The sequence below is a fragment of the Pantoea sp. USHLN298 genome, from assembly GCF_037149395.1.
In the GTDB taxonomy this organism is placed as follows: domain Bacteria; phylum Pseudomonadota; class Gammaproteobacteria; order Enterobacterales; family Enterobacteriaceae; genus Pantoea; species Pantoea astica.
In genome coordinates, this window is the sequence record NZ_JBBCRO010000021.1 from 1 (window position 1) to 376 (window position 376).

Annotated in this window: 1 protein-coding gene; it reads left to right on the forward strand. The window is 74.7% G+C overall.

Annotation, left to right across the window (positions count from 1 at the left end):
• A partial coding sequence (locus tag WFK59_RS21980; RefSeq protein ID WP_442956323.1) for a GA-like domain-containing protein occupies positions 1–376 on the forward strand: 376 nt, incomplete at both ends.

A 376-nucleotide genomic window follows, 5' to 3' on the forward strand; every position in this document is an offset into this window, starting at 1 on the left:
AGCGGCCGTGAAGGCGGCGGAAGAGAAACAGCAGGCGGCGGCAGACGCGGCGGCGCAGGCCGTGGCGGACGGCGGGCTGGTCACGCCGGCCGGGGCGAAGGCGGTGGAGGATGCGAACCAGGCGCTGGCCGCGGCGAAGCAGGCGGCGCAGGACGCGGTCAGCCGGGTGCCGGATGAGGCCGGAGAGAAGGGAGATCTTCAGGCGCGTACTGACGCGCTGAAGGCGGCGGACGTGCCGGCGGTCACCGATGCGGACGGCAACGGCGTGGCGGACACCACCGATGCGCAGATCGCCGAGGCGGAAGCGGCCGTGAAGGCGGCGGAAGAGAAACAGCAGGCGGCGGCAGACGCGGCGGCGCAGGCCGTGGCGGACGGC